The sequence below is a fragment of the Halobacteriovorax marinus SJ genome (genome assembly GCF_000210915.2).
In the GTDB taxonomy this organism is placed as follows: Bacteria; Bdellovibrionota; Bacteriovoracia; order Bacteriovoracales; family Bacteriovoracaceae; genus Halobacteriovorax; species Halobacteriovorax marinus.
In genome coordinates, this window is record NC_016620.1 from 1,902,432 (window position 1) to 1,924,927 (window position 22,496).

Consider the following 22,496-nt stretch of genomic DNA (forward strand, 5'->3'; position numbering starts at 1 on the left):
ATTCAAAAATGGAGAAATTCACAATGACGCAAGACACTACATACAATAGACTCTCTTTAGAGAAATCTGCCTACCTACTTCAACACAAAGATAATCTCATTCACTGGTATAGCTATGGCCCAGAGGCGATCCAAAAGGCCAAGGATGAGAATAAGCCGATCTTTCTATCTGTAGGCTACTCAACATGTCACTGGTGTCATGTCATGTCTCACGAGTCTTTTGACGATCAAGAGACTGCTGACTTTATGAATGAAAACTTCATTAATATAAAAGTAGATAAAGAAGAACTTCCCGATATTGATAATTACTATCAACAGGCCTGTCACCTCTTTACACAGAGTGGAGGATGGCCTCTATCAGCATTTCTTCTCCCTGATATGAGACCTTTCTTTGTTGGGACATACTTTCCAAAGAAAGCAGTTGAGGGGCAGACTACTTTTAAAGATCTCACAGCAGAACTACTAAGGGCCTTCAAAGAAGAGAAAGAGCAAGTAGAAACTAATGCTACAAATGTTACTGAGGCCATAGCCAAGGGATTAATCCCAAAAGATAAGGTTGAATACCAAGGTCACTTCCCACCTCCGGCCGCTATTATGGATGCCGTTAAGCAATTTGCAGACGAAGAAAATGGTGGTTATGGAAAGGCCCCAAAATTCCCACAATTCTCATTCTATGAGTGGGCCATTGAGCAAATGCTTGAAGGGATGATTCAAAAAGATCAAGGTGAGCATATAATTAAGTCAATTGAGAAAATGCTTATGGGCGGAATTTATGATCATGCCCGCGGTGGAATTCACCGCTACGCTACAGACGAGTCTTGGCTTGTTCCTCACTTTGAAAAAATGATTTACGATCAAGCAGGTCTCTTAAGACTATTGGCCAAGGCAAGTGTTCTCTATCCTTCTCCAATAATTTTCGATGGACTGATTCAAACACTGGACTATCTTGAAGCAGAGATGCTGGGAGATAATGCTCACTTTCTCACAGCTCAAGATGCCGATGCAGAAGGGGTTGAGGGGCTCTATCATACTTTCTCATTAGAAGAGTTTGAAGATGCGCTAAAGAATTACGAAGACGAGAGTGAATCTTTAATTGAAAATAGTGAAACGATTAAGAAGTGGTTTGGCATTACAAAAGAAGGAAGCTTCGACAAAGGACTCAATGTTATTTCTCTAAATTATGATCTGCGCTCAGAGTTCTTTACTCAAGATGGATGGAATACTATTAGAAAAGTTAAGAAGGCCCTACAGAATGAGAGAAAGAATCGAATTCCTCCTATGACAGATAATAAGGGTGTTGCCAGCTGGAACTTTATGATGGTTACGGCCCTTGTAGATGTTATGCAATATTGCCAAATTGATATCATTAGACAAAAGGCTTCGGCCCTCTTTAACACGGCCCTAGAAGGTCTTTATAAGAACTTCCTAGTCTCTAAAGACGACGCCGGTATGAAGATTAAGCACTCAACAACAAGAGAGCAGAGCCTTCCTTACCTAGAAGACTATGTAAACTTTGCGGAGACACAACTTCGCGTCTACGAAATTACTGGTAATCCTGTTTTCAAAGGAAACTTTGCAGACACGCTTGAATTTATTCATAAAGAATTTATTCACGAAGGTGAAGTCTTAACCAGATCAAAGTCTAGTAGTGACTTTGAACTCTACCCTAACCAAGCCGTCAACTCTATGGACCAATCATATAAGTCTAGCGCCTCTACTCTTATTCAAATCACAAGAAGAGCTGCAATTCTCTTTGGAGATAGAGAGTACTTAGATAGAGTGAAAGATATTCAAGAAGACTTTATTCACGAATCATTGAAAAATCCACTCAGTAGTGCCGAGGCCCTTAGAGCTCTAAGTTACCCTGATAGTGCTTACAGAGTTGTTAAACTTCCGACAAAGTGGCTTGAGAATCCACAGTATATTAACTTCATGCCATACTTTCTAAGCCGCTTCGTCTTAGACTACATTCCTGGAGATGAAGATAAGTGGGAGATCTGTAACCTCAGCGAATGTGAGATTACTGGTAATGGTTTAGAAGAGTTTATCGAAACTCTAAGACCAACTGCTCAAGCTGAAGATGAGGGTGATAGTGCAGAGTAGGCCACTTGAAAATATCACAATTCTCGACTTCGGTCATCGCTTGCCCGCTCCACTAGCGGGCCAGATTCTTTGCTCACTTGGTGCAAAAGTTATTAAAGTTGAAGACCAAGTATTTAAAGATCCTTTTTGCGCGGGCGCATTTGCAGACTTCGACCCCTCTTTTAAACAGTGGTACGAACAATTAAATAAGAATAAGGAAATCCTAAGGCTCGATTTCAAAGGGCCTAATATAAGAGAAGAGATTCTAGAGCTTTTAAATAGTGCCGACGCTCTAATTAATGGACTTCCACTTAAAATTCAAGAGGGCTTAGGTATTGATGAGGCCTCTCTAAGAAAATTAGATAGGCCAATAGCGGCGATTGATCTAAAGGCCTCTAAGAATTCTAAAAGCTCAATGCACGACCTCAATGCTTTGGCCATTAGTGGCGTGCTCGCCCTACACGTTCAAGATAGAAGTGAAGATATTGTCTCCCCTCCGTTTCTCCCATTTGCGGGAATAAATTTTGGACATAAAGTCGCCACTGATCTCTTGGCCTTACTACTTAAGGTAAGAAGCGAGAACGCAACTCAATGTGGCGTTACTTATCTTCTAGAGAGTACCCAAGAAGTCTACAATATCTTTTGGCCTAAAGAGCTGCGCTCAAAGAGAAAGAAGTTTCTTCACAATGGTCGCTACCCTTGTTACTCACTTTATAGAACTAAGGACGATCAATACGTTGCTCTAGCTGCAGTGGAAGAAAAGTTTTGGCTAGAGTTCTGTGAAGTCTTCAAGTTGAATATTGCAAAAGAAGAGCGCTTTAGATTTGAAGATGACCGTGTCTTTAATGAGCTCAGCACTTGTTTCAAGAGCTATGATGCAACTCAACTCTCCAAGATTGCCGAGCGTCACGACTTTTGTCTATCTTTAATTTAACTTGCCAATCATGGCCCTTTTCACTAATCTTCGGCCATGGGATTAATGTATATGTTTCCAGTTTCTGAAGAAGAAGCTGATAGAGTCAAAGTTAAAGATCAATCAATTACTATCAAGTCTTACGGACTACCTATGATTTTCTGGGGCTATCTACTGGCCATTCTAGTTGTTATAGGCGCTATGTACTTGGCCGTTTCGGGACCAATTGATAAGTTAATCGCTACAGGTGATCAAATCAATGTGGTACTTGCCTATGCAGTTCTAGCGACTATTTATGGCCTTCCATTGACATTGCTCGCACTCTATTTCTATGAGAAATCAATCACGAAGAAATTAGACCAAATTACTATTACTCATAAAGTTTTTTGGATTCCCGTGATGAAGAAAACTATTGAATTAAAAGACGCAAACTCTATAGAGTTAAACCACTTTATGGACTCTCCAAATGTTGCCAAGATGCGTGCTCAACCTGAGCTTAGAGGATTTGAAAATAAGGGCTACTACGAGTTATTTGCCACTGATAAGCACGATAAGAAAATCTTTATTGACCGCCACTCGCGCAAGGCCGATATCTTAAAGATTAGAGACCTTTTAAAGAAATACTAGAAACTCCGGTAACTTCTTATCACCTTAGTCAGGCAGAGACATGGGCGAAGCTACCAGAGTTTTTACTTCAAGTACCTGAGATTATTCTACAAATAGAGAAAATTTAAAAATAAATTTAACCTTAAGCTTTGCCTTGGACAGACTTAAGAAATACCGAAACACATTCGCTTTTGCCTATGAACTTTGTTATAAATAAAAAATAACAAAGAAGGTAAATATGAAAGTACAAAATGATCACGTAATTGAAATTAATTACACACTTAAATCAGACTCAGGAGAGACAATTGATACTTCTGATACAGGGGGACCACTTTTCTATCTACACGGAAGACAAAATATTATTCCAGGACTAGAGAGTGCTCTTACAGGTAAAGAAGTAAACGACAAAGTTTCAGTAAGAATTGAACCAAAAGATGCTTACGGTGAAAGAGTTGATCAACTTATTCAAAAAATTGAGAAAGCTCAATTTCCAAACTTTGATGATATGAAAGTAGGACAACAACTTCAGGTTCAAACTGAAGACGGTCATCCACTAATTGTAACGATTATTGAAAAGAGTGATGATGGACTTACTCTTGACGGTAACCACCCACTTGCGGGAATGAACCTTAACTTTGATGTAGAAATCAAAAGTGTAAGAGTTGCCACAGAGAACGAGCTCTCACATGGACATGTTCATGGTGACGGTTCAAGCTGCGAACATAATCACTAAGAAAATACGTGCCCTCAGCTCATCTGGGGGCAATTTCCAACTTTCCCTAGAATATTTAAAATCATAAGGTAGAATGAGAAAAAAACATTCTAGGAAATCACTATGTCAAAAAATCTCTTTACTCTTCTGTGTCTAACACTCTTACTCTCTTGTAATAAACAAAATAAAGACGTTTCAAAAGGCGACTACTACCAAAGAAATGGGAAAGTAAAGAATGTCATTTTTGTAATTGGAGATGGTATGGGGCCACAGCAATTATCTATGCTACAGCTCTTTGCCAAACATGCTAAGAAAGACTACTTTGACAATAGAGTTACCAATTTAGAAAAACTTATGGCCCAAGGAAATCTGGCCTCAGTTATGACAAATCCAGGTAAGCACTTAGTAGTGGACTCCTCTTGCTCGGCCACTCAATACTCTACCGGTGAATACTCACTTCCAGAGGTTGTTGGACTTGATTATAACGGAGAGAGCTCAAAGACAATCTTAGAGTTAGCTAAAGAAAAGGGACTAAGAACAGGTCTAGTTTCCGATACAAGACTCACCCATGCGACTCCCGCCTCTTATGCTGCTCATAATATTTCTAGAAATGATGAAAACGCCATTGCTAAAGAGATGATTGAAACAGGTGCAGACGTTATGCTCTCTGGGGGCCTAAGATACTTTATCCCAAAGAATGCTCAGGAAGATGTTGAACTCAGAAATCTTGTTCCAAAGCATATTTCTCTCAAATCAAAACGTGTTGATAATCTCAACCTTTTAGAAGTGGCCAGCAATAAGAATTATCAACTTGTTTTTGATAAGTCTTCGCTCTTAAAAAGTGAGAGAGGAAAGCTTCTAGGCCTCTTTGAAAATTCCTCTATGCCAGACGGTATCTGGAACACCACTAATAAAGATAAGGCCGATAGAGTTATCCCTACTCTTAGTGAAATGGCGAAAGTTGCCCTTAAGAATCTAGAAGGTTCTAAAGAAGGCTTCTTCCTAATGATTGAACCTGGACAGATTGATTGGGCAGGTCATAGAAATGATACAGGACTCCTCTTACATGAAATGTTACGCGCAGATGATCTCTTTGGTGTACTCAACGAGTGGATGAAAGGTAGAGAGGACACTCTTCTTGTCGTGACAGCAGATCATGAGACAGGAGGATTTGGTTTTAGTTATAGTGGTTACAATGTTCTAACTCCGCTAAAAGTTAGTGGAGAGAAATTTAATGGCAATGACTACAGGGCCAATTATAATTATGGAGACTTTGATACACTAGACACACTCTACCTACAGTCTAAGTCGACTATGGAGTTAATGCTTGAGGTGAGCAAGTGGAAAGAAGAGAAGAGAACAACTGAGAATCTAAAAAAATTCTTCTCCTCTCATATGAAGTATGAATTCTCAGATGAAGACATTGCTATGTTGATGAAAAGCTCTAAGAATCAATTCTATAGACCTGATCACAAGAATCTAAAACTAAAAGAAGTTCCTCATATTGAAGACTTTGCGGCCTTCTACACTTATGGAAATATCGTAAGATCAAATATATTTGCTAGAGTACTTGCTCATAAGCAAAGTGCTGTATGGGCAACAGGCTCACACACATCGACACCAGTAACAATGATCACTGTTGGTCCTAAGAGTTTAACAAGTGAATTTGGAGGGCTTCTTCACTCAACGCAAGTTGGAAGAAAGACTATTGAGGCCCTCGGACTTAAGAAGGAATATAAGACGAAGATTAAATAATTCGTCTTATAATTCTGTTATAAAATTTGTTAATTTTGCTAATTTATCCTCTCGTTCAGGGAGGATATTGAGATCATTTATTCTAGCAACTAAGTACTTAGACTGCTTGCTCATTTCTAAGTCGGCCAATGTCCCACGAATCATAGCAATTTGAAAGGTAAGTTTACTAAACTTCTCACCACTGAGTTTTGGTGTGGCAATCATACGCTTATTAAGAGGATCCATCCAACGTCCGTTGGGTCTTTTAAATCCAAAGTGTAAATGGGCACCAGTAACTCTACCCGTTGCACCGACTCGTCCAATAACCTGATGTGAGCGAACCCATTGTCCAACTTTCACTCCTCTCTTTGAGAGGTGATAATAGTATGAAGTAGAGCCGTCTTTATGACGAATCCCGACTTTATTTCCGGCATATTTATTATAACTAGAAATGACAACCTTACCTGCTGCTACAGCATGAACTTTCTCACCAACTCTGCCTCGTAGATCGACCCCTCTGTGCATGGCCCTTCTTCCCGTCACAGGATGAGTTCTCCACCCATAACTTGAACGAATATGAAGTCTAGAAAGAGGATAGCGCAGTCCAGAGTTAATTAAGGCCTGTCCATTTTCAGTGTAGTGAGCAGTATAAGTTGAACCCTTTTCTTGATCTTCATAGAAGAAGGCCTCGTGTTTTCCGGCCCTCTTTCCTTCGTAAGAAGTGAAGAGAACTTTTGTACCAACAACTCTTTGTTCAAATATCTGTTCGCTTAAAAGAACTTTATAGCGATCTCCTTTTCGGGCATTCATTCTAAAGTTCACCTTACAAAGTAGAACATTTACCACTTCATTAACTACTGAGCGATCCAGTCCCTCTGCAATCAAATCTCCCTCAAGAGTTGAATCAGGTCTAAGTTCTCCTTCAAGCGTTCTAGGTCTCCAGAAAGTCTCTAAAGTTTCTAGTGAGTATTCCCACTTATCCTGCTTCTTATCATAAGTTACGGTGTGAGTTTCTACAGGATTTTGAGAAAAAGAGAATTTTATCAATTCTTCATTTTTAAAAGTCGCCTCTAATTTATCTCCAACTTTTATTTTAGAAAACTCTACTTCATCTCTAAGTTGATTGATCAACTTAAGCGCCCAAACATTTTCAATAGAAATAGATTTAAGGGCCTGAAAGAGACCTTGACCACTTTTAACTTCACCTTTTTTAATAGTGATAGAGTCATTAGCTGGTCTAAGTGGAGAGATAGAAGAATTTGTTGTACCGATAGGTCTTTGTGGGCTTTGATCACAACTGACTAGGCCACTAGATACCAATAGGATAATAAGTAATTTTAGCATATTAGAATATAGCATAACAAAATTATCGGAAATTTAAAGAATAACTTGATAGACAAAGTACACTTTAGAAGAAAATTTATTGACCTTGTTCGTAGTGGGACTTGCCGGCCCTAGAGATCATCGCCCCGCCTAAGCAGACTGCGTGTCCTTGCACTTGCGTATAGAAGACAATTGACTGTCTAAGGGCAACAGCTCTTTGCGCCTGATCAAATTGAACGTGTAGTTCTCCATCTTCAATTTTTGTGATGGTACAATCTTGATCTTCTTGGCGATAGCGAATTTTGGCCTTACACTTAAGAGGTAACTCTCCCTTAAATTCACCACTAACCCAAGAAATTTCATCTGCCCATAATTCATCAAAAAAGAGCGCTGGATGATCCTCTCCTCTTTCAACGATGACTACATTTCTCTTTGTATCTTTACCAACAACAAACCAAGGAGCACCCGGACCACCTAGTCCAAGCCCTTTTCTTTGTCCGATGGTATAGTATGCACTACCTGAGTGCTCACCAACTTCTTCACCGCTTAAAGTTTCAAATTTTCCAGGCTTTATTTGAATATAATTTGAAAGAAAATTCTTAAAGTTTCTCTCTCCAATAAAACAGATTCCAGTGGAGTCTTTCTTGTGCTTTGTAGAGAGATCAAATTTCTCTGCCAGCTTTCTCACTTCAGTCTTTGGAAGATGACCGATAGGAAAGTGAACGTGTTCTAGTTTTTCTTTCTTCATGGTGTAGAGAAAGTAAGTCTGATCTTTTCCAGGATCATTGCCTTTCACTAAGTGATTCTCACCATCAATTAGGATATTTTGACAGTAGTGACCAGTGGCCAAGTAATCGGCCCCAAGCTCCAACGCCTTATTTAAGAAGACTTTGAACTTGATTTCTCTATTGCATAGAATATCTGGATTTGGAGTAAATCCAGCTTCGTACTCATCAAGAAAGTGTTGAAATACATTATCTCTATATTCTTTTACGAAATCGACAGAGTAATAAGGAATATCTAACTTTTCACAAACTGAGATAACATCAGCGTATTCTTTAGAGGACTGGCAAACACCATTTTCATCTTGTTCCTCCCAGTTCTTCATGAACATACCAATCACATTATAGCCTTGTTCCTTAAGAACAGCGGCGCAAACAGAGGAGTCAACTCCCCCGGACATCCCAACAATAACGGTTGTCTCTTCGTTTGATTTCTTTTGATTTGGTATTTTTGCTGTACTCATGGCCAATATCTATCAGGAATTACACCTATCGAAAAGAGTGTATGATTAAATTATATCATAAGTCCAAGCAATGATACTGGCGCTTATAAAGCGAAATGCGTTGTCTAAGCTCCTAAAATTCAAGGTCTCAACAAAATCGTTTGAAGTATGATTCTTGGGATTAGGGTCTTCTTCCCAGTTTTGAGTAAAAGTCACGGCCGCAAGTCCCTCTTCCCAAAAGCTAACGTGATCACTGCGATTAAAACCGTTTGGATCTAATTCAAATCGCATTCCCGACAAAGACTTATCGCCTGCTTTAATAAGTTTATTGGCAAGTTTTAGATCAAGTCCATGGAGAGGGTCGCTCTCCTTTCTAGTATAGACTTTAAAATTATTAGATCTATTGCCCTTATCATTTCTCTTAGTATCGTGACCAAGCATGAGAAGATTAACAAAGCCTGCGAATTTATCACTCTTTAAATCTTCTTTATACTTTTTCACATAGGCACGCGCTCCTAAGAAAGCAAATTCTTGATAGTCAAAGAAAACAACTCTAACTGTTTTTGGAGTATTGATCTCAGTAAGGATTTCAATAAGTGAAAGCAGAGACGCTACACCTGAAGCGTTATTATCAGCACCTGGCTGTGGGGCTTCAAAGTTGATCACTAAGTTTTCTTTGTCATAACTAATCGTATCGTAGTGAGCTCCTAGGATAATAACCTCATTGGGAGAGATGGAGCCTTTCTTCTCCCAGATAATATTCTTACCCTTCACAGTGCGAAGTTTTTCTAGGTGAGAAGTCATTGAATTAGTAAAGTTATTCCACTTCTTATAAATAGGAGACGTGCTTGGGTAATTACTGGCGACTTCTTTTTGAAAGTCTTCGCGGTAAACTGACTTTGCGTATTCTATATCTGGTGTAAATTCGTCAACCACAACATTCGCTTTGGGATCAATTTGCTTTAATCTATCAACAAGCCAAACTGAGGCCTTAGCATGAGATTTTGTTCCAACCATTCGCGATGGTCTACAACAGGCGACAAAGTCGCGAAGGTGCTTAATTAATTTATCGTCTTTATACTTTCGTATTACAGATTTAATAGAGCCTATATTCTTGATATTTTTTTCGTAGTCACGAAGAACAAAGTGATCGGCGCCTAAAATACTAAATTGTAAAAAAAATAAAAATAAATACTTCATAATTAAAACTCTAAATGGATTTTCTTCTTCTTTGGTTCATCTTCATCAAACTCATCATCCTCGGCCCTAGTCTTAGGATAAGTTCTATACTCTTCATCATCAAAGTAGCCTGAGCTTCTCACAACACCTGAGCCAATAACTGTTGCCCCAATGGCCCTACGATTATAAAAAACAAGATATCCACCACGAGGACAGACTCCCTCTTGCTCATCTTCAAACTCAACAACAACGGCGCGATTATTTTTAAAGTAGAGTTTACAAGGAAGTTTCGCACCTGAAGACTTTGTTTGAACAAAGCACTGCAATGGCTTAGAGAGATCCATTGCTGGATCGTGAGAAAAACGCATAAGTCTGCAATGGGTATAGTGGTATCTTTCGATATTATCTACAATGACATCTTGTTGACGTGGATTAATTCTAATAACACTTAAAGTCTTGTCTACAGCAAAACCTTTCTTGCCAACAATCCCCTCTTGATTGAGGTGATAGAGGTGAACCCCATCGTGCTCACAAATAGTAGTGCCGTCGCGGTAGCTAAGTATTCTCCCTTCTTTTCTAAGAGTAGGTGCACTAAAGCGCTCAACGACTTCTATAAAGTCTGTTCGAAACAGAGACTTCTTTCTGCGCTTTTTATTTTCAATATCATCTTTAGCAAAAGTTATCCCAAGTAAATTTGCTATCTTTAAAATTTCATTTTGCTTTATTTCTGCCAAAGGAAAGATCAACTTTGATAATTCATCTTGAGAGAGTCGACTTAGTCCATAAGTCTCATCATTAGCAACATCTGCAGGAACAAGAAGACTATAAACACCACTTTTTTGATTTTTAAAAACCTTCGCTTTATGTCCGGTTGCAATACCCGTAGCTCCAACAACTTTGGCCTTTTCAATTAGAGTTTCTATGAGAATCTTATTCCAAGCGATTACTGGCTCAAATTGTTCTGCCGCCAACCTTGTCGATACAACAGGCTCCAATACTCTTGAATAGAAAAGGGAGTTGATATTTGTACCGTAGAAGGGAATTTCAAGTTGATTACAAATCTTTTTAATATTTTCTAGGGACTTTGGAGTCCAGACAGAGAGACTCTTATAGGAGTATTCGTGAAAAACAACGCCCAATCCAACCACATTGAGCCCTTGTTTCTTAAGTAAATAGGCTGCAACAGTGGATTCAACTCCCCCATCCATACCAACGAGAATTGTTTGTTGCTTTGCTTGATTACCTTGAAGCATTTTCATTCTTCCAATGGGTTATACGAGTAAAAAAGTCACCCAAAATAAGCTTTATAACTAATGATAATTATAGCAAATATTGGATCATTTTAAAGACTAGCAAATATCTCCGGCCCCATTTGGTAAAGATTATGCCCATAAAGACCGATAAAAAAGCGATGATATCAAGAAAAGCACCCAATTTTAGCGCAGGCGAAACTCTTCTCTTCGAAGTAAAGAACCAGCACCACAATCAAAGTCAACTCAAAGACTTTATCCACTTTATTAAATATTGTGGAAGACGAGGTGCCATTCGCTTTAAGCATATTGAAGAGAGTGCAGAACTTCTTGGTAATCTCACTCTTAAGGAAAATCTTCTACTCGATCTAGGACAGAGAAACCATACTGAACTAAAGTTGTGTGATTTACTGGAAAAAGAAAAGAGGCCAAAGCTTGCTCAATTGGCCAAAGAGATAAGAAATGAAAACTCCTACCCATCACAGGCATCACTTGAGGATAAGAAACTCATTTCACTCATCAAGGTGCTACTTGATAAGAGTGAGTATCTCTTTCTCGAAAAGCCGGAGAAGAATCTCTCTTCAAAGCTTCAAGATCTCTTCTTCGAAGCCCTTATGGCGAGTAAAGAAAAGTACAATCAAACAATTTTTATCACTAGTGAGCACCGAAACTTGTGGCAGAAATATATCGATAAAATTGTCACTAAGTCCCCAAGTGGTCATTTTAAGCTAGACGACACACTGCAAAGTTTTGAATCTTCAAATATTACCCCTCTCAAGATAAGCGCGGATAAGTTTAATTCTAAAAAAGCCGCATAAATCACTTTCATTAATTGACAGATTTACCACGCTAATTCGATAATATATTGTAATTATAAGACTAACCCACACTACTTAAGAGTTAAGATGACAAAGAATGTTTTAAACTTTATCGATATCTTTGCTGGTGCAGGAGGACTTTCTTGTGGCCTCGAGCTAGCAGGAATGAAGTGTGTTCTAGGCATTGACGCCAACAAACACGCTATGGAAACCTTCGCCCGCAATCACAAGCATGCACAAACCTACTGCGGCGACATTACAAAGCTAACAAAGAAAGAATTACTTAAGAAGCTTGATGGCAACCATGTTCACGTTGTTGTTGGAGGGCCTCCGTGCCAAGGTTTCTCCACTGTTGGACTGGGTAACCCAGACGATATGAGAAATACTCTCTTTCTTGAGTTTTGTCGCATTGTTAAGACGACTATGCCCTACTTTGTTGTAATAGAGAATGTTACTGGGCTACTCGCAAAGAAGAACGAGAAGACACTACAAAATATTTTTAAGAAATTTAGATCTCTTGGTTATGAGATGGACGTACAAGTTATGTCTTCACAAAACTACGGCGTTCCTGAAAAGAGAAGACGAACAATCCTCATTGGTTCAAGAGTCAATTGTGATATCGTCTTTCCAAAGCATACTCACGATACTGTTATGGCCAAGACATTTAGACCTCCAATGACAGTTGGTGATGCCCTTGAAAATCTTGAGACAAAGAAAGGTAAGCTCTACAACCACGACCTAGAGCAAGCGATGATTAAATCTAAAATAGATCTAAAGAGATTAAAGAGAATTCCTGAAGGCAAAGGTATTCGCTATCAAGCAGATGAAAAGAAGTACCTTACTCCATCTCTAAAGCTTGGTGTTGATTGGGAGAATCTCAGAGAGAATCGCTTTAGACAAACAAAGTATCAAAGGTTGGACAGATCACTTCCAAGTCCAACCATTATGACACATAGACATAGCTACTATCACCCTGTAGAGCATAGATATTTGACTCAAAGAGAAGCTGCCGCTCTTCAAAGTTTTCCAAATGACTTTGAATTTATGGGGCCACTCTCTGCGCAGTGGAGACAGATTGGCAATGCAGTTCCTCCGCTTATGGCCAAGGCCATCGGAAAGTCTTTAAAGAGTATGTATAAGTCATACTTACAAAATCAAGACACTAAGACATCTCAAAAGAGCAATCATAGAGATAAAATCAGAAACGTAAGGGAGAAGGCTTTTGTCTATAAAAAGTAAACATATCTATTTAATCCTCTCATTCGTTATTTTAGGACTTAGCTCAAGTTGTAGCTCGGTTGTTAAGAAGGAGAGCTGTCTCGTCAAGAGGGCCGCATTTGATATCGGCTCTGGCTCAACAAAAATGACACTGGCTAAAGTTAATAAATGTGAGAATAAAATAGTAGAAGTTTTCTTTGAAGACCAATCAGCCGTGGCCTATAAGCAATCGCTCTACGATAACGGAAATAAATTTAGTGATAAAGTTATCAGAGAAGGTATCTCAGAACTCAAAGAGCTAAAAGAGACTGCTGTCGAATTAGGTGTCACAGAGTTTAGTGCTCTCGCGACACAGGCTTTTAGAGAGGCCAGCAATGGTGCAGATACTTTAGAGAAAATCTCTAAGCAATCTGGAATAAATATTAGAGTGATCAATCAAGAGCTAGAAGCTAAGTTTGGTTACCTAGGTGCAAAGATTAAACACCCATTTACGGACGATGAAGATATTCTCATTTGGGATATTGGAGGCGGAAGTATGCAGATGACTTTTGTAGAAGATGGAAAGTACTTTCACTACTTGGGAAATCTTGCCAGCGTCTCTTTTAAGGAAACTGTTCTTAAGTCTCTCTTTAAAAATAAGAAGAGAACTTCTCCAAATCCTCTTGGGAAACTCAATGCAAAGAAGGCCACTGCTCTAGCAAAATTCTTCGCTAAGGCCAATGTTCCTTCCAATGTAAAAGAGTACTTAAAGAAAGCGAGAGTCTTTGGTATTGGAGGCGTCCACTATCACTCTTTAAGAAACCAGGCCCTAAAAAAGGGTCATATCTATAATCAAACTCAACTAAGAGTAGCACTCAATAAGAGAGCAAGACTAAGTGATAGATCTATTGGAGGGAAGTATGCTTCAACTGACGTTACCAATATTGCTCTTGTTCTAGGATATATGAGTGCACTACAAATTAGAAAAGTAGAGACATTGAATGTGAATATGTCCCATGGACTATTCCTAGATAATGAATCATGGTAAGAGCTCTTCTCACCCTTCTCATCTTCACACTCGCTTCCTGTGCTAACTCGGTAGAGATCAGAGAGAAGTGGACTAAGAAAGAAGATGGAAGTCGATTTGTTGAAATAGAGGGAACGTCTGTTCACTACCGCGATTTTGGAGAGGGACAAGCAATAGTTCTGCTACACGGTATTTGCGATAGTCTTCACTCGTGGAGACACTTTAAAAAGCCTATACTAGAAGCTGGCTATAGATATATTGCTCTAGATGTTCCAGGCTTTGGCCTTACTCACGGGAAGGAAATCCCCTACGATCAAGAGAATTATACTCTCTTCTTAAACAAACTCTTTAAGAAATTAAATATTGAATCTCCCATTATTATTGGAAATAGTCTTGGTGGATATATCGCCTGGAATTATGCCATTAATTATCCAAGAGAAACAAAGAAGATCGTCTTACTCTCTCCGGCAGGCTATCCCCTTTCACCTCCACTAGTGGTCAGAATTTCAGAGAATGGCTTCCTTCAATGGATAGCAAAGAATCTCTCCACAAGAATGAGTTCTGACTTTATTGCTAGAGGTGTGTTCTACGATAGAGATAAAATGGAAGAAGAAGATCTTGAGAGATTCTACGAGTTATTTAATCTAGAAGGTAATTTTGAGAAATATATGCGAGTCTTTAAGAGCATAATGAAGCTACAAAATGCTGTGCCAGATCTAACCAGATTAGAAACACCTACCCTCTTAATTTGGGGAGAGAATGATAACTGGATCCCTTTTAAGCAGACAAATCATTGGAAAAGAGATGTGGATCATTTAGAGTTTTTTCCTCTAAAAGAAACAGGGCATACTCCTCAATTAGAGAGACCAAAGAAGACCATTCAAATCATTTTAAATTCACTTAAAAAAGAATAGGCCAGCTAGAGTTCACTGGCCTTTTGTAATTTAGCGAAGTGCCCATCACTTTGAAGAAGCTCACGAGGTGTGCCACTCTCCACAAGTCGCCCCTTTTCAAAGACAAGTAAGCGATCACAACTCATCACTGTATCTAATCTATGGGCAATAATGAGACATGTCTTATTTTCCATTATGGCCTCAATAGCACTGTGAATAATCTTTTCGTAATTAGGATCAATATTGGCAGTCGCCTCATCTAAAATGAGAATTCTTGGATCTCCTAGCAGAACCCTAGTTAAACTAAGTAACTGCTTTTCACCAATACTTAAGTTTTCACCACCATCTAAAATTTCAGAGTCTAAGTCCAGTGCCCCCTCAAGCATAACTTGATAGAATCCCGTTTTCTTACAACAATAAAGAATTTGCTCATCGCTAGACTCTTTACCGGCCAAGAGATTCTCTCTTAGAGAAGCGTTGAAAATGATAGGATCTTGAGAAACGAAGCCAATTGAAGATCTAAGAAATTTTCTCTCATACTCTCTAATTGAGAGATTATCGATCAGGATATCTCCTTTTTGAAAATCGTAAAGGCGAGCAAGAAGACTAACTGTTGTGGTTTTCCCACATCCAGTTGAGCCAACGAGTCCAATTTTCTCCCCTTCGCTAATAGAGAAATTTATATCTTTTAGTACCCAATTATCATTGTCATAGGCCATCCAAGTATTTTTAAATTCAATTTTCCCTTGAATAACAGAATCGTTAAGAGCACCGTCCTCACCAAGAATACGGTCTTCATTCTCATGCCCAAAGAAGCTATGAACTCTCTCACTACTAGTAAAGGCCTGTTGAATGACGTGAATCTCTCTAGCGAGCATCATAATAGGAGAGAAGAATTTCTCACAGTAACGAATAAAGGCCACAAAGATTCCCACACTCATAGTTCCCGCAATCACTGCCTGTCCACCGAAGAAGACGAGTCCAATTAAAGGGAGCGTACAAAAGAAAGCTGTGAGAGGCCTAGTCCATGAGTAGAGAAAGTTTGCATTCAATTGGGCCTGTCTATGGTCGTTAACAGTCGCATCGAAATTTTGATGTGACCAATTCTCTAAACCATATGACCTAATAACATCAATTCCACTTAAGTACTCGTTGAGCTTTGAGTTGAGAGCACTTGATAGTTTTGACATTCTTCTATTTACTACGCGAACTTTATTCTTAGTTAAATAAACAAGAAGAACTGCAGGCAACATTGAGGCAACTAAAATGAGACCTAATCTTAAATTAGTTATACACATGGCCGTACCAGAGATGATGGCCATAAAGCCGGCATTTACAAATCTCCCAATAGTTGAAGTAAAGAACTCCTCTACTCCTTCCACATCGTGAGTCATTCTAGTAATCACTCTACCTTGTGGTTGTTTGTCATAGAAGCCTAGTGGTAGTTTTTGAATATGGGCAAAGAGCTTTCTTCTAATATCTAAAATTGTTTCAGATGAGTTGATAACAAGTATTCTTCTACCAAACCATTGAAGAGCAAGGGCCATGACTTCGCATAGAATGATAACTCCGGCCCACAAATAAGAGCGGTCAAAGTCCTTTGGAAGAAGTCCATCTTCTACGAGGTATCCCATTGCACGAGACGAGTAGATGGCCACTAGTGAACTTATGAGCATCAAAATAAGAGCGAAGATAAACTTCCCCTTTCTCGCTTGCCCCTGTCTTACAAGAAATTTAAATGATCGAAGATCGCTAAGAGCGTTCTTTCTTAGATTCCCATCATCTTGTTCATCTCTTTCTAAGAATTGATTACTCATGAATAACCTCCGCTTTATCAGAGAGATTGAGAACTTTATTACAATACTTCAGAGTTGAACTCCTATGGGCAACCCAAATAAGAGTCGTATCGCTAAGCTCGCGGTCTAAATTATTTAATATTAGATCCTCTGTCACAGTATCTACAGCACTGAGACAATCATCTAAGAAGAGAAGCTTTGGTCTACGAGACAGAGCTCTTGCCAGAGTTAATCTCTGACGTTGACCACCAGAGAGATTTATTCCCCACTCTCCTAAAGGAGTATTTAATTTATCAGGAAAATCTAGAACATCTTTATCTAGGCCAGCTAATTCAAGATAGTACCAGACATCATCATCACTAAGTTCCCTATCCATTTCGATATTCTTCTTAATAGTGTCGGCAAAGAGAAAAGGTTTTTGTTGAACAAAGCTCATAAACTCTCTTAGCTGACCATGTTCATAATTATTATAATCCTTGCCTTGAAAAAATAGCCTTCCCTCATAATTTCTCTCTAGACCACTAAGGATTTTTAAAAGAGTACTCTTACCTGTACCAATATCTCCAGTTATACCTAGACGTTCCCCAGGAAGAAGATTCAAATTGAAGTTCTCAATAAGAGGGGTCTTCTTATCAGAATCATAATAGCGAAAGCTCAAGTTTTTAGCGCTTAGAACGTACTGTGAATCAGAAATTCTATCGCCTTTTTTAAAGAGAAATTCTTCTTTCTTATTCTTGTAAATCTTATTAAGACGATCAAGACTAGTTGTCCCTCTCTTCCAGTCAGAGATAATGAAACCCATCTCCATTAAAGGGTCTTGCAAGAGAAAAATAAGTCCTTGCATAGAGACAAAGTCTCCGATTGTCATCTGCTGATCAATTACAAGTCCTACTCCAACAACAAAGAGAACTCCGTAACTAATAATCGAGGCTCCACCCATCATTGGAATATAATTCAGCGAAGTGAAGAGTGCGAGAAGTCTTGAGTTTTTAAACTTTGTCGCACTCTCAATTAATTTACCTTCCCAATAATTTCCAGTCTGAGTCAGGCGCTGAAGACGTATCGTACTAATGACTTGAGTAGAGAGATCATTAAAATCCCCAAGGGCCTTCTGTGAATCTTTATAGCGTTGGACTTCCTTACTAGAGAGTTTTTTCACAAAGTATGGAAGAATCGAAAGAGAGAGAACTGAAATAAGTGTCATCTTAAGGTTAATCATTCCCATTGTAACCAGAGTAAGTATCCCTAGAAAAATAACATCAACTAATCCCACAAGAGTGAAACCAAAGATAAAGCGAGAAGAATTCACATCACTATTAGACGCATTCATCAAATTACCTTTAGAAAAATCTGTTACTAAGTCTTTCTTATTAAAGAAGCGAGCATTTTCCCAAATTCTCTTTCTGAGCATGGCACTGGCCATATGAGTTTGTCGCGCAAGCGTAACTCTCCAGCCCATACGTCCAAGAGTAATAAGAACACGACATGCAAACATACAAATAAAGAAGAAGTAGAATGTCTCTATTTTAGAGGCCTTGCTAAAGAAGTGTGGGTAACTTACACCACTAAAGAAGTCGATGATCCAACCAATAATTCTTGTGGTAAGAACCTGGCAAATATTAGTAAGTAAAACCATCAGCGTACCTACAAAGTACACTGATTTATTATTTAAAAGATAGGACTTCCATATATTTAATGAAGAAGATTGAGAATTATTCATTAGAAAATACTATATGTACTTCCTCTATAAGAAAAGATGTTAGTGCACTTCTTTTGCTAGCCAACAAGAAAATTCATCGAGCTCTGTCGCAATCATTGGAAGCTCTTTCTTTGTCTGAGAAAATGCCTCTTCAATCCCTTCTGGAGAATACTTCTTTCCTATTAAATCTCTAGTAATATATTCAATCATCTCAGGATGAAGGGAGTCAGAAAAAATCTTGCAGTCAGTGATTAAACCTTTGTGCGAATCGATATGGGCCTCTATTCCACCCCATGCGAATCTCTCTTCAAGGAAGTGGTTAAACTTTGGTGTTTCTCCAAATCTCCAGTCCCAATCTTTTAACTTTTGATAGTAGTTATCTAAGTGAGTCACAGTTTTTAGAAATTGGTGATCAAGAATCTCTACCTCGCACTCTGCTTGATAGTGCTTTTTAAATTCTTCAATTATCGCACTACAAAGAGAATCGTGATTAATACTTGCATTACAATTTACTAGATTTGTAACTCGAGCGCGAACAGACTTAATCCCCTTGCTCTCAAGTTTCTTCTTAGAAGGATTGAGATAATTTCCTAGCTTACTTAAGTCAGCGTCAATGAGAAGAGTGCCATGATGAAAAGCCCTGTCTTTAGTTTCTTTAAAGGCCGAGCCCGATACTTTCTTATCTCCATCATCAGACTTTACGAGAATATCATTTCTTCCTGAGGCAAAGGCCTTAACATCAAACTTTTTAAGGGCATTAGAAATAATAGAATTATTAACGCTCTTATCATAGTTCTTCTTAGAACTTAAGAAGGTGAAGTTTGTATTTCCTAAATCGTGAAAGACAGCGCCGCCACCACTTTGTCTGCGGGCCAGCTTAATTCCATCTGCTTCCATCTTCTCAGTATTACACTCTGTCCAAGGGTTTTGATAGCGACCTATAACGACAGTATTGTCATTACGCCATAGAAAGAGAACATGCGTCTCAGGGTCCATATCTCTAAATATCCAATCCTCAGTAGCAAGATTGAACCACGGATCAAAAGTGTCAGATAATAAAACTCTAATTTTTGTCATTCGAGGCTCCTTTTCTAAAAAAACCTTTCATATAACGCGTATCACCTAGGGCATAGCAACGAGCGAAAGTATCATAAATAAAAAAACAAAGGTAACTATAATGAAAGTATTAGCTCTCGTCATTCTATTTCTCCAAACAAGTACCTTCGCAAGAGACTGGGTCAAAATTAAAATCCCTGGTGCTAAATGTGGTGATAGTTTAGATTACTTTGTTTTCTACAATCCTAAGAACTCTAAGAAACTCTTCGCTGAATTTATGGGTGGAGGAGCGTGTTGGAGTTTATCAACTTGTTTTGGACCAAACCTAAGAACTTGGATGCACCCTATTCCTGAAATCCCGGCCTTCTCTGTGTTGACTTCAGATAATGGTGAGTTGACTCCCTTTAATAAACACTCAGCACTCTACTTTCCATATTGCACGGGAGATGTTCACGCTGGAGATCATGCCATTGATTACCGCTTCAATATTAGGGCCCATCACAGAGGCTATAGCAATATTCAAAAATCACTGAAGTATTTAAAAGAAAATGAGATCATTCAATTCAAAGATTTAGATGAAGTTATTCTCTTTGGTGCAAGCGCTGGGGCCATAGGCTCTTTACTGCATACAAAAACAATCACTCCATATTTAGGAACTAAGACAAAGAAATACCTCATTTCGGACTCACCAGGTTTACACTTTGGACAAAATTTCTGGGATAAATTTACAAGAGAGATGATTCATGACTTCGATAGAAATTTCTCCAAGGTAGATCTTAATATTGATTTTTCAGATGGAATGATTGCCAGTGAAATTGAGCATGTTTGTCACTATCTCTCAGACTGGAAAGTCGGAATCTTGCAAGGAAGCCAGGACTTAGTCATGTCTAAAGTCTTTGGAAATATTAGTCCACAATTACATAGAGAATATGTCTATTCCGATGCTGGTATTTTTGAGACGTCTAAGAAGAATTCAAATTGCGCGGCCTTTACTCCCGACACAAAGATGCATACTTTCCTACTTATAGAGAAGAGTGCCAGGATTCAGGCCGGAGGAATTGATGCGCTCGAATTTGTAAAAAGAATATATTCTGGTCAAACTAGTCGCAGCTTTAAGTAGAACCTAAAGCTGCACTATCTCTATTGATCGATCGAAATTTTAACATTCACAAGTTTCGCTCTAATTCTCATCACTAGTGATGGTATAGCAGCTCCATCTTTCTTTCTGCCCGGAAGAGTGTATAAAGTCCTCAAGTAGAATTTCATATTATTAAATACAGTAGAAGTATCAACTTTGATATAGATTCCCTTTGTCTTAATTTCTAAGGGAATAATCTTTGTATTATCAATATAATTTTCAACGTCATATTTAATATCTTTATGAAGTTGATTTAAAGGTGGAAGCATTGAATCTGAAACAAGAGGAATCGTAATCTTCTCTGTTAAGAATCTCTTAAGAGCTTTAATCTCAAGTTTAGAATCCACATCATCAAAAATAATCTCGGCCTTATCTTTTATTCTAGCGTATTTAATTTCTTGAACCATTCCCTCTTCACTAACTTCATTAATTGGAATGAGAACACCTTCCTTCTTATTAAATGCAAAGATTTCTACTGCATACTTTCCACTATTCTTTCCGAATTTAAGTTTCTTGATCTGGGCCACGGTCTCATAAATTGTCTCATCTAACTTCTCTCCAGAGATTTTCTCAAAGGCAACTAAGAGATTGGAAATATCTTCATTGGTCAAAATATAATCACCTACCTCAGAAAGATATCTAAGAATATACATTGTAAAGGTAAGTCCATCCCCAACAGGGAACTCTTCACTCATTGCCTCTTTAACTAAGAATATTTGCTTGGCCACTTTCTCATAATCTTCTAGCCCAAGACCATGGAGAACTTGTCCCGAAGATGACTCACTCTGAGGCCTACGACTCTCAGATTGCACAGTATTCTTTGTAAGGGATTCACTCTTTGCAGCACTTACTTGTAAGTCTTTAATAATTGGCTTCTCACTCTTTGAACAAGAGATAGAGCCTAATGAAAAAAAGCAAATTAAAGAGAATTGAATCAATTTTCTTGGTGTCACACTTCCTCCGAATGTATAAATAGCATTCTTTTAGAAGCAAGAATCAGGCCAGTATAAGCCTTCGAAATTATATGAATAAAGAGTCGAATAATTTGACACTGACTACTAAAATGACACCACTTTTAGACGCCACAATAATTGTGATTAAACACGCGTGTTAAACTAAATTAATTTCATACTAGGCCTTAACATTCTCCAATATATGTTATATCGTTTTGTGAATAACAAATATTGGAGAACTAAAGTGAAATTTCTTACTATTCTATTTGCTACACTATTATCGTTTAACACATTTGCTTATAAGCCCACTCTTTCTCAAAGAATGGAAATGGCCGACTTACTAAGAAATAGCAAGTATAGCGAAATGATCAAGCTATTTGATGCCGGTTATGATCCAAATGATATCGTCTACTCAAACATTAACGATGAGGATATGGAAGTTAGATACATTCACATAATTACTTCGTCTGCTGTTGATAATGATATTAAAAAGGATGTGCAAGAAACGCTAAAGGCTTTAATTAGAAACGGCGCTTGGATAGAAGCCACAACAGGAACTGGCAGATTTCCCGTGTACCAGGCATCAACTTTCGAGAAACTTAAAATCCTTCACGAAGCCGGAGCAGATATCTTTAGAGAATATATTAGAAACGATGGATATATTCAGCCTGCTAGAGATTTCGTCAGAACTGCGAAAGGGTTAGATTATATGTATTCACTAGGAATGGAGACTGATTGCGACTATGTGCAAGTAAACTTCCCTGACATTGAGGACAAGTGGTATATGCACCATCACGGAATGGGCTATCAAGAATATTGTTTTCCTTGGTAAAAAACAATACCTTTGAGGACTCTGTGGCAAACCTCTTTAAAAAATTGCCACATATAAAAGCCAC

The 22,496-nt window shown here is 38.4% G+C and carries 19 protein-coding genes; 11 read left to right on the top strand and 8 right to left on the bottom strand.

Annotation, left to right across the window (positions count from 1 at the left end; genetic code table 11):
- Positions 1–23: 23 nt before the first annotated feature.
- The 5 genes from BMS_RS16935 (at position 24) to BMS_RS09055 (ending at position 6,067) form a co-directional block, all read left to right on the top strand.
- Entirely contained in the window at positions 24–2,102 is a 2,079-nt protein-coding gene (locus BMS_RS16935) for a thioredoxin domain-containing protein (RefSeq protein WP_052590635.1), read from the top strand.
- Complete coding sequence (locus BMS_RS09040) at positions 2,092–3,015, top strand: CoA transferase (protein ID WP_044557456.1); 924 nt, start codon at positions 2,092–2,094, stop codon at positions 3,013–3,015. Before BMS_RS16935 ends, BMS_RS09040 begins: the two co-directional genes overlap by 11 nt.
- A gap of 51 nt (positions 3,016–3,066) precedes the next feature.
- The gene (locus BMS_RS09045; protein ID WP_044557457.1) at positions 3,067–3,621 is read left to right on the top strand and encodes a hypothetical protein; all 555 of its coding nucleotides are present in this window, start codon (positions 3,067–3,069) and stop codon (positions 3,619–3,621) included.
- 217 nt (positions 3,622–3,838) lie between these two features.
- Positions 3,839–4,333: an FKBP-type peptidyl-prolyl cis-trans isomerase gene (locus tag BMS_RS09050; protein ID WP_014244509.1), complete on the top strand. Its 495-nt coding sequence runs from the start codon at positions 3,839–3,841 to the stop codon at positions 4,331–4,333.
- 102 nt (positions 4,334–4,435) lie between these two features.
- Entirely contained in the window at positions 4,436–6,067 is a 1,632-nt protein-coding gene (locus BMS_RS09055; protein WP_014244510.1) for an alkaline phosphatase, read from the top strand.
- A 6-nt stretch (positions 6,068–6,073) separates the two neighbouring features.
- On the opposite strand, the gene BMS_RS16940 is transcribed toward BMS_RS09055, so the two are convergent.
- The 4 genes from BMS_RS16940 to BMS_RS09075 form a co-directional block, all read right to left on the bottom strand.
- Positions 6,074–7,390, bottom strand: coding sequence for a M23 family metallopeptidase (locus tag BMS_RS16940; RefSeq protein ID WP_052590637.1), 1,317 nt, complete (start codon positions 7,388–7,390; stop codon positions 6,074–6,076).
- Between the two features lie 76 nt (positions 7,391–7,466).
- Positions 7,467–8,615 (bottom strand): tRNA 2-thiouridine(34) synthase MnmA, encoded by a 1,149-nt coding sequence (gene mnmA / locus BMS_RS09065; RefSeq protein ID WP_014244512.1) that lies wholly within the window; start codon positions 8,613–8,615, stop codon positions 7,467–7,469.
- 45 nt (positions 8,616–8,660) lie between these two features.
- Entirely contained in the window at positions 8,661–9,794 is a 1,134-nt protein-coding gene (locus BMS_RS09070) for a M28 family metallopeptidase (RefSeq protein ID WP_014244513.1), read from the bottom strand.
- Positions 9,795–9,796: 2 nt separating this feature from the next.
- The gene (locus BMS_RS09075; protein WP_044557458.1) at positions 9,797–11,026 is read right to left on the bottom strand and encodes an MnmA/TRMU family protein; all 1,230 of its coding nucleotides are present in this window, start codon (positions 11,024–11,026) and stop codon (positions 9,797–9,799) included.
- Between the two features lie 158 nt (positions 11,027–11,184).
- On the opposite strand from BMS_RS09075, the gene BMS_RS09080 reads away from it, so the two are divergent.
- The 4 genes from BMS_RS09080 to BMS_RS09095 all read left to right on the top strand — a co-directional run bounded on the left by BMS_RS09080 (position 11,185) and on the right by BMS_RS09095 (position 14,979).
- Positions 11,185–11,841: a hypothetical protein gene (locus BMS_RS09080; RefSeq protein ID WP_157868266.1), complete on the top strand. Its 657-nt coding sequence runs from the start codon at positions 11,185–11,187 to the stop codon at positions 11,839–11,841.
- Between the two features lie 87 nt (positions 11,842–11,928).
- Positions 11,929–13,080, top strand: a complete 1,152-nt coding sequence (locus tag BMS_RS09085; protein ID WP_014244516.1) for a DNA cytosine methyltransferase — start codon at positions 11,929–11,931, stop codon at positions 13,078–13,080.
- Positions 13,064–14,086, top strand: coding sequence for a Ppx/GppA phosphatase family protein (locus tag BMS_RS09090; RefSeq protein ID WP_014244517.1), 1,023 nt, complete (start codon positions 13,064–13,066; stop codon positions 14,084–14,086). Before BMS_RS09085 ends, BMS_RS09090 begins: the two co-directional genes overlap by 17 nt.
- A complete protein-coding gene (locus BMS_RS09095) occupies positions 14,080–14,979 on the top strand; it encodes an alpha/beta fold hydrolase (RefSeq protein ID WP_014244518.1) in 900 nt (299 codons plus the stop codon). Before BMS_RS09090 ends, BMS_RS09095 begins: the two co-directional genes overlap by 7 nt.
- Positions 14,980–14,984: 5 nt before the next feature.
- Here the strand turns inward: BMS_RS09095 and BMS_RS09100 are convergent, their stop codons facing one another.
- The 3 genes from BMS_RS09100 to BMS_RS09110 are packed head-to-tail and all read right to left on the bottom strand — an operon-like array spanning position 14,985 to position 19,530.
- Positions 14,985–16,775 (bottom strand): ABC transporter ATP-binding protein, encoded by a 1,791-nt coding sequence (locus BMS_RS09100; RefSeq protein WP_014244519.1) that lies wholly within the window; start codon positions 16,773–16,775, stop codon positions 14,985–14,987.
- Positions 16,768–18,474, bottom strand: coding sequence for an ABC transporter ATP-binding protein (locus tag BMS_RS09105; RefSeq protein ID WP_014244520.1), 1,707 nt, complete (start codon positions 18,472–18,474; stop codon positions 16,768–16,770). The genes BMS_RS09100 and BMS_RS09105 overlap by 8 nt, the downstream gene beginning before the upstream one ends.
- 39 nt (positions 18,475–18,513) lie before the next feature.
- Positions 18,514–19,530: a lipoate--protein ligase gene (locus BMS_RS09110; protein ID WP_014244521.1), complete on the bottom strand. Its 1,017-nt coding sequence runs from the start codon at positions 19,528–19,530 to the stop codon at positions 18,514–18,516.
- 100 nt (positions 19,531–19,630) lie between these two features.
- Between BMS_RS09110 and BMS_RS09115 the strand changes: the two genes are divergently transcribed.
- The gene (locus BMS_RS09115; protein WP_014244522.1) at positions 19,631–20,629 is read left to right on the top strand and encodes a pectin acetylesterase-family hydrolase; all 999 of its coding nucleotides are present in this window, start codon (positions 19,631–19,633) and stop codon (positions 20,627–20,629) included.
- Between the two features lie 20 nt (positions 20,630–20,649).
- Here the strand turns inward: BMS_RS09115 and BMS_RS09120 are convergent, their stop codons facing one another.
- Positions 20,650–21,600 (bottom strand): hypothetical protein, encoded by a 951-nt coding sequence (locus BMS_RS09120; RefSeq protein WP_014244523.1) that lies wholly within the window; start codon positions 21,598–21,600, stop codon positions 20,650–20,652.
- A gap of 244 nt (positions 21,601–21,844) precedes the next feature.
- On the opposite strand from BMS_RS09120, the gene BMS_RS09125 reads away from it, so the two are divergent.
- Positions 21,845–22,432 (top strand): hypothetical protein, encoded by a 588-nt coding sequence (locus BMS_RS09125; protein ID WP_044557461.1) that lies wholly within the window; start codon positions 21,845–21,847, stop codon positions 22,430–22,432.
- Positions 22,433–22,496 lie beyond the last annotated feature (64 nt).